Here is a 5,732-nt window from a genome sequence, read left to right on the forward strand (position 1 = left end):
GTGAATCGGACCAACCCTGACCCTTATCTCTTATTTTTAAGTGTTTTTGAATAGATTTGGACAACCCAATTACTTCGGCAAGGTCCAGATAGATCGGCAATCCAGCAAGCGCGGTCATCCCGTTCCTACTTTCTTCCTCTTCGTACTTGAATGGTAACACTCCTTGTGTCATAGTTTGTTTCACCCCGTTGGTGATAGGTTTTTGGTTGCACAAACACTTTATCTGCTTGATTCATCAAGTTCAACGGGGTTTTTTATTTTTTTTGACGGCAGATCAGGGTATTTCTGATTTTTTCAATCGCTCGAACAGTTTTAAAGCGTTTTCAATGGCTGTATCCATATCCCAATATTTGTATAATCCCAATCGCCCTGTAACGATTAAGTTTGATTTCCGTTTAGCCTTATATAAATACTTATTAAAGCGTTCATTATTATAAGTGTCATTGACAGGATAAAAAGCCTCAGCGCCTTGTTGCCATGCTATAGGGTATTCACGGCTGATAACTGTTTGTGGCGCGTGAAAACTTTCCGTTCTTTCGGGATGATAATGCTTAAATTCATGAATGCGTGTAAAAGGAACGCTTTCATCTGAATAATTAACAACAGAAGTGCCTTGGTAATCAGATAAATTTTTGGTTTCCCACTCAAAATTCAGAGACCGCCATTCCAATGCGCCAAATTTATAATCAAATAAGCGATCAATCATTCCGGTATAGATAATCATACAGTCAGGCGGTATATATTGTGCCATCTCTTCGTATGACGTATTTAACCTTAATTCAATATTCCTATGTGATAAAAGCCTGTCAAAAAGCTGACCATACCCGTCCAATGGAATACCTTGATAGGGGTCATTGAAATAATTTGCGTTATAATTGAAACGAACAGGCAAACGGGAAATAATATCTGCAGATAACGACGCAGGATCTTTCCCCCATTGTTTACGGGTATATCCTTTAATAAAAGCGTTATATAAATTCAAACCAACCGAAGAAATTGCTTTTTCTTCAAGGTTTTTAGGATTAGTTATGCCACAGGAGGATATTTCTTTGTTTAAAAAATCAATCGCTTCATTTGGACTGAGATTTTTATTGAAAAAATCATTGATGGTTTTCAGATTAATCGGCATTTGATAAATACGCTGCTTAAATAACGCCATAACCTTATGCTGATAATTGGAAAATTCGCCAAATTTACAGATATAATCCCAAACAGTTGTATTTGATGTATGAAAAATATGAGACCCATATTTATGAATCTCAATACCTGTTGCTTGATCAATATCAGAAAAACTGTTGCCGCCAATGTGAGAGCGCTTTTCCACAACAAGCACTTTCTTGTTTAGAACACTGGCAATTCTTTCCGCAAGAACAGAACCACTAAATCCACTGCCGACAATACAATAAGAAAGGCCGCTATACATTATCAACCAACGCCAATACAGTACATGGAGACGCATCTGTCTTTGATACTCGCAACGGGGCAATCGTAATTTGCTTAAACCGTGAATTTCCCGAAACTTTAATGAGATCCATATCTTCCAAGAGAAGCAATGGGCGGTTTCCTTCCAAGAAGCGTTTATGGGCTTTTCTTCCTGTTTGTCTATGCGCAAATGACGTAAGAGAAATGGAATCAAAGCCAAGGACTCTTAAATTGGGAAAAGTGTCCCTTAAAAAATCAGCTAATTGGGGGCTGAATCCCGGGTTGTTGTGCCAATAAACAGCCTTGTCTCGATTTTTGCAGAACCCTGTTTTAATGATCAGCAGTTCTATCTCGTTGGGTATGAAAAAACCTCTCAAATGTTCAGACGAAATAATTTCTCCGGGTTTAACTTCCCCTAAATGGATCATCCATGAATGGTTAAAGACGAAAAAGCCGGCATTATAATCAGTGGCATGGTTCCCATTTTGGATAAAATGTTTGGGAAAATCCAAGTGTGTCCCCAAATGATTGGGTAAATTCCAGTAACTTGTATTACAGGAATCTCCTGAATCCATCTGTTTTAAAGCCTGAATACGTATCCCATCCCCATTGCCGAAAGCAGGGGTATCTTTTCCTAACGGGTATGAAATGAAAGGAAAATCCATTGCCTGGAAGTTGATCTTGATATCATTGCATTTACCTGAAACCAGTAAACTATGTTGACAAGGTTAGCTTAGTTAGCTATTGTTGTAAACAACATAACCTGAAAAGGAGACCTCATGGAAATTGTCAGCGTGTTTGAAGCAAAAAATAAACTTTCCCAATTAATCTCTAATGTAGAAAAAAATGATATTTCTTACCTTATATGCCGGAATGGCACACCTGTCGCCGAAATTATAGCTCATAAACCTAAAAATCGTTTGCAGGGAGCCTCTGAGCTGCATGTGACAGTGAACGGTCCCCTGTTTGATGATGACATGAGTGAGGACTTTGAATGTCTGCAATAATGCTTGACACTTGTGGACTGATCTGGCTGGTGAATGGGGGCGGGCAACTCTCAAGAGACACCTTGGAGGCCATTCAGCGTGCGGATCTAGTATATGTCAGTGCAGTATCAGCGTTGGAAATTGGCTGTAAAGTTTTACTAAAGAAGCTTGCCTTGCCTATGGAACCATGCCTCTGGTACGCTAAAGCCCTTGAGATTCATGATTTAATTGAAATACCAGTTTCAGGGGAAATTGCGCTGCATTCTTCATCGTTACCGCTTATCCATAAAGACCCGGCTGATCGAATTATAATAGCAACGGCTCAATTACGACATCTTCCAATTGTAACCCATGACAGCCGGTTTGAACATTATAAAGTGCTAATACTCAGATGAAAATACTTGGAAGTTGAAAGTGTCAGCTGACTGTTCATTTGGATGACCTTTCGTGCTTTGCCATCCACTGCCAGGCATGGCGAATGATATCGGTTATGTCATGATAACAGGGAGCCCAGCCCAACTCTTGTTTGGCAAGAAAGGCATCTGCTACCAGTCTGGAAGGGTCTCCTGCCCGGCGGGGTCCGGTTTTCCAGTTGACTGGTCTGCCGGTCACTTTTTCAACGGTGTCAATGATTCCTTTCACGGAATGGCCATTACCGTTTCCCAAATTGAACGTACAGCATGGATGGGTATCTAAATACTGAAGGGCTGCCAGATGGGCTTCGGCCAGGTCAACCACATGAATGTAGTCTCGAATGCAGGTTCCATCAGGGGTATCCCAGTCCGTTCCAAATACGGTGAGCGGCATTGCCCCGGGCAGGCTTGCTTTCAGAGCCAGAGGAATCAAGTGGGTTTCCGGATCGTGCTCCTCTCCCAACTGGCCGTCCGGGTCTGCGCCTGCTGCGTTAAAGTACCGGAGCGAGGCATGGCGCAGACCATATGCCTTGCCGTAATCAGCCATAATTTGTTCAATGAACCGCTTGCTGCGTCCGTATGGATTGATGGGGCGGCAGGGATGGGATTCAGACAGGGGGAAGAAGTCCGGCGTGCCGTACACAGCACAGGTGCTTGAAAACACAATCTTTTCGCACGCGTGTTTCCGCATTGTATCCAAAAGATTCAGAGAGCAGATCACATTATTGGTATAATATTTTGACGGATCAGTTACCGACTCACCGACATAAGCAAAGGCCGCAAAGTGTATAACGGCACTGGGGTTATGAGCTTTAAACACACGGTCCAGGACTTCCCGGCTGGACAGGTCTCCGACCACGAGGGGACCCCAGTTCACCGCCCATTCATGACCATGGGCCAGGTTGTCGAGAACCACAGGCGTATAGCCATGCAATGCCAAAATCTTGCATGTGTGGGAACCAATATATCCTGCTCCCCCGGTGACAAGGATGTTAGTCACAATGCGTCCTACTCAAAAAAGATAAATTCATAATCGCCCGTATATCCAAATTGCTGGTACAACCACACCCATTCCCGTTCGGAAAAGAAAGACTCACAGGTCAGCGCCCAGCACTGGAGATTGAATAGCTCCTGCTCGTTACGGTAACTTTCCACGCAAACGTATTTTTGTTTGCCCACACGTTCAATTTCGGTAATGGCAGCCTTGAATTCTGGTAGTTCGAGATTGTGCAATGCGTTCAGGGATATGACCAGATCAAAATGATCATCGGCATATGGATATGGTTCCTGGGCCTTTTGCCTGAACAGCCGGTCCCGGATCATTTCCGGGGCATTTGCCAGCCCATGTTGGGAAATATCAAACCCAATGAGGTTCGCATTCGGCAGGAGCTGTCCCAATTCGAAAAGCAAATGGGTTTTGCCACAGCCTTCAACTGTCTTTAAATGTTCGTCGTAGTTGTATGCATAGGATATCAATAACCCGCTGCATCCTTGAAGATGATTTTGTGTTTTTCTCTGACCCCATGGCTTTTAAAGCCGGGCTGAAGCGATGTTTGCCTTGTACCATTGATAAGTATCTTGCAAGCCTTTTTTCAGCCCAATTGCAGAATGCCAACCCATGGCGTGCAGGCGTGATATATCCAGCAGTTTTTGCGGGGCCCCATCCGGCTTATCCGAATTAAAGATTAAAACGCCATTAAAATTGACCACTTGTTTGATAGTTTCGGCTAATTCCCGTATGGTAAGATCCTTACCTGTTCCAACATTCAAATGGGACAGCATGGGCCGGGTGTGTGCCTGGTATATTGATGGTTCCAGGTTCATTACAAAAAGACAGTCTGATGCCATATCATCCACATGCAGGAATTCCCGCCGCGGGCTGCCGCTGCCCCATATCTCAACGCTTTCTGCCTTGTTGATTTTTGCTTCGTGAAATTTGCGCAACAGGGCGGGAATCACATGACTGTTTGTCAGGTCAAAATTATCACCTGGCCCATAAAGGTTAGTTGGCATCACTGACCGGAAATCGGTGCCATACTGCCGGTTGAATGATTCACACATCTTAATGCCGGCAATTTTGGCCACTGCATAAGGCTCATTAGTTGGTTCCAACAGCCCTGTTAGCAATGTTTCTTCAACCATAGGTTGGGGTGCCAAACAAGGGTAACTACATGAACTGCCTAAGAAAATCAGCCGTTTTACACCGTTCTGCCAAGCAGACTCAATCACGTTGGCCTCGATCATCAGGTTTTGATAAATGAATTCCGCCGGCAGGGTATTATTGGCATGAATTCCTCCTACCTGTGCGGCTGCCAGAAATACATAACTGGGTCGATGGATTTTAAAATATGCCCGCACAGCAGCCTGATCAATAAGATCCACTTCTGTATGGGAAGCTGTTAAAATATGCGTATACCCTGCCTTTCTGAGCGCCCGTATGATGGCTGACCCTGCCATACCTCGGTGGCCTGCCACAAATATGGTTGCGTGTTTATCCACGGGGACTCCTATTATTCATGATGTTCAAAGATTTGAAAGCCTTTATGTCGACAAAGGTCATCCCGTTTTGCAAGATCAAGATCCATATTTACCATTTCCTGGACCAGTTGTTTAAAAGAAGTTGCGGGCTTCCAGCCAAGCCGTTCTCGAGCCTTGGTGGGATCGCCCAGCAGGGTTTCCACTTCAGTCGGTCGAAAATAGCGGGGATCAACGCGAACAATGGTATCGCCCGGTTTCGGCCCTATTTTATTATCAGTAGCAGCCACAATACCGGTTTCGTTTATACCCAGACCCTCCCATCGAAGCTTGAGACCCAGATGATCAGCAGAAGCTTCGACAAAATTGCGGACAGAATGCTGGATTCCAGTGGCAATCACAAAGTCTTCCGGTTTTTTTTGCTGAAGCATCAGCC

At 44.1% G+C, this 5,732-nt stretch carries 8 protein-coding genes and 1 pseudogene; 2 read left to right on the forward strand and 7 right to left on the reverse strand.

Annotated features, from left to right (window positions below; all coding sequences use genetic code 11):
* The 3 genes and pseudogenes from AB7U36_RS17080 to AB7U36_RS17090 form a co-directional block, all read right to left on the reverse strand.
* A pseudogene (locus AB7U36_RS17080) lies at positions 1–172 on the reverse strand (IS1380 family transposase); the annotation flags it as partial.
* 102 nt (positions 173–274) lie between these two features.
* Entirely contained in the window at positions 275–1,423 is a 1,149-nt protein-coding gene (glf, locus tag AB7U36_RS17085; protein ID WP_428160898.1) for a UDP-galactopyranose mutase, read from the reverse strand.
* Entirely contained in the window at positions 1,416–2,087 is a 672-nt protein-coding gene (locus AB7U36_RS17090; protein ID WP_428160899.1) for a cyclase family protein, read from the reverse strand. Before AB7U36_RS17090 ends, glf begins: the two co-directional genes overlap by 8 nt.
* 114 nt (positions 2,088–2,201) lie before the next feature.
* On the opposite strand from AB7U36_RS17090, the gene AB7U36_RS17095 reads away from it, so the two are divergent.
* Positions 2,202–2,429 carry a type II toxin-antitoxin system Phd/YefM family antitoxin gene (locus tag AB7U36_RS17095; protein WP_428160900.1) on the forward strand — a complete coding sequence of 76 codons (228 nt, stop codon included), beginning with the start codon at positions 2,202–2,204 and terminating at the stop codon, positions 2,427–2,429.
* Positions 2,417–2,803, forward strand: coding sequence for a type II toxin-antitoxin system VapC family toxin (locus AB7U36_RS17100; RefSeq protein WP_428160901.1), 387 nt, complete (start codon positions 2,417–2,419; stop codon positions 2,801–2,803). The genes AB7U36_RS17095 and AB7U36_RS17100 overlap by 13 nt, the downstream gene beginning before the upstream one ends.
* A 34-nt stretch (positions 2,804–2,837) precedes the next feature.
* Here AB7U36_RS17100 and galE read toward each other — a convergent pair whose 3' ends face one another.
* The 4 genes from galE to AB7U36_RS17120 all read right to left on the reverse strand — a co-directional run.
* A complete protein-coding gene (galE, locus tag AB7U36_RS17105) occupies positions 2,838–3,821 on the reverse strand; it encodes a UDP-glucose 4-epimerase GalE (RefSeq protein WP_428160902.1) in 984 nt (327 codons plus the stop codon).
* 8 nt (positions 3,822–3,829) lie between these two features.
* Complete coding sequence (locus AB7U36_RS17110) at positions 3,830–4,297, reverse strand: class I SAM-dependent methyltransferase (protein ID WP_428160903.1); 468 nt, start codon at positions 4,295–4,297, stop codon at positions 3,830–3,832.
* A 54-nt stretch (positions 4,298–4,351) separates the two neighbouring features.
* Positions 4,352–5,320 (reverse strand): GDP-L-fucose synthase family protein, encoded by a 969-nt coding sequence (locus AB7U36_RS17115; RefSeq protein ID WP_428160904.1) that lies wholly within the window; start codon positions 5,318–5,320, stop codon positions 4,352–4,354.
* An 11-nt stretch (positions 5,321–5,331) separates the two neighbouring features.
* Positions 5,332–5,732, reverse strand: a 401-nt coding sequence (locus tag AB7U36_RS17120) for a GDP-mannose 4,6-dehydratase (protein WP_428160905.1), incomplete at its 5' end; no start/stop codon positions are given.

This window comes from Desulfobacter sp. (assembly GCF_050177295.1).

What these genes read in the sequence shown, in the direction of transcription:
- glf (WP_428160898.1), bottom strand. Translation starts at nt 1,423, where the DNA reads ATGTATAGCGGCCTTTCTTATTGTATTGTCGGCAGTGGATTTAGTGGT.
- AB7U36_RS17090 (WP_428160899.1), bottom strand. Translation starts at nt 2,087, where the DNA reads ATGGATTTTCCTTTCATTTCATACCCGTTAGGAAAAGATACCCCTGCT.
- AB7U36_RS17095 (WP_428160900.1), top strand. Translation starts at nt 2,202, where the DNA reads ATGGAAATTGTCAGCGTGTTTGAAGCAAAAAATAAACTTTCCCAATTA.
- AB7U36_RS17100 (WP_428160901.1), top strand. Translation starts at nt 2,417, where the DNA reads ATGTCTGCAATAATGCTTGACACTTGTGGACTGATCTGGCTGGTGAAT.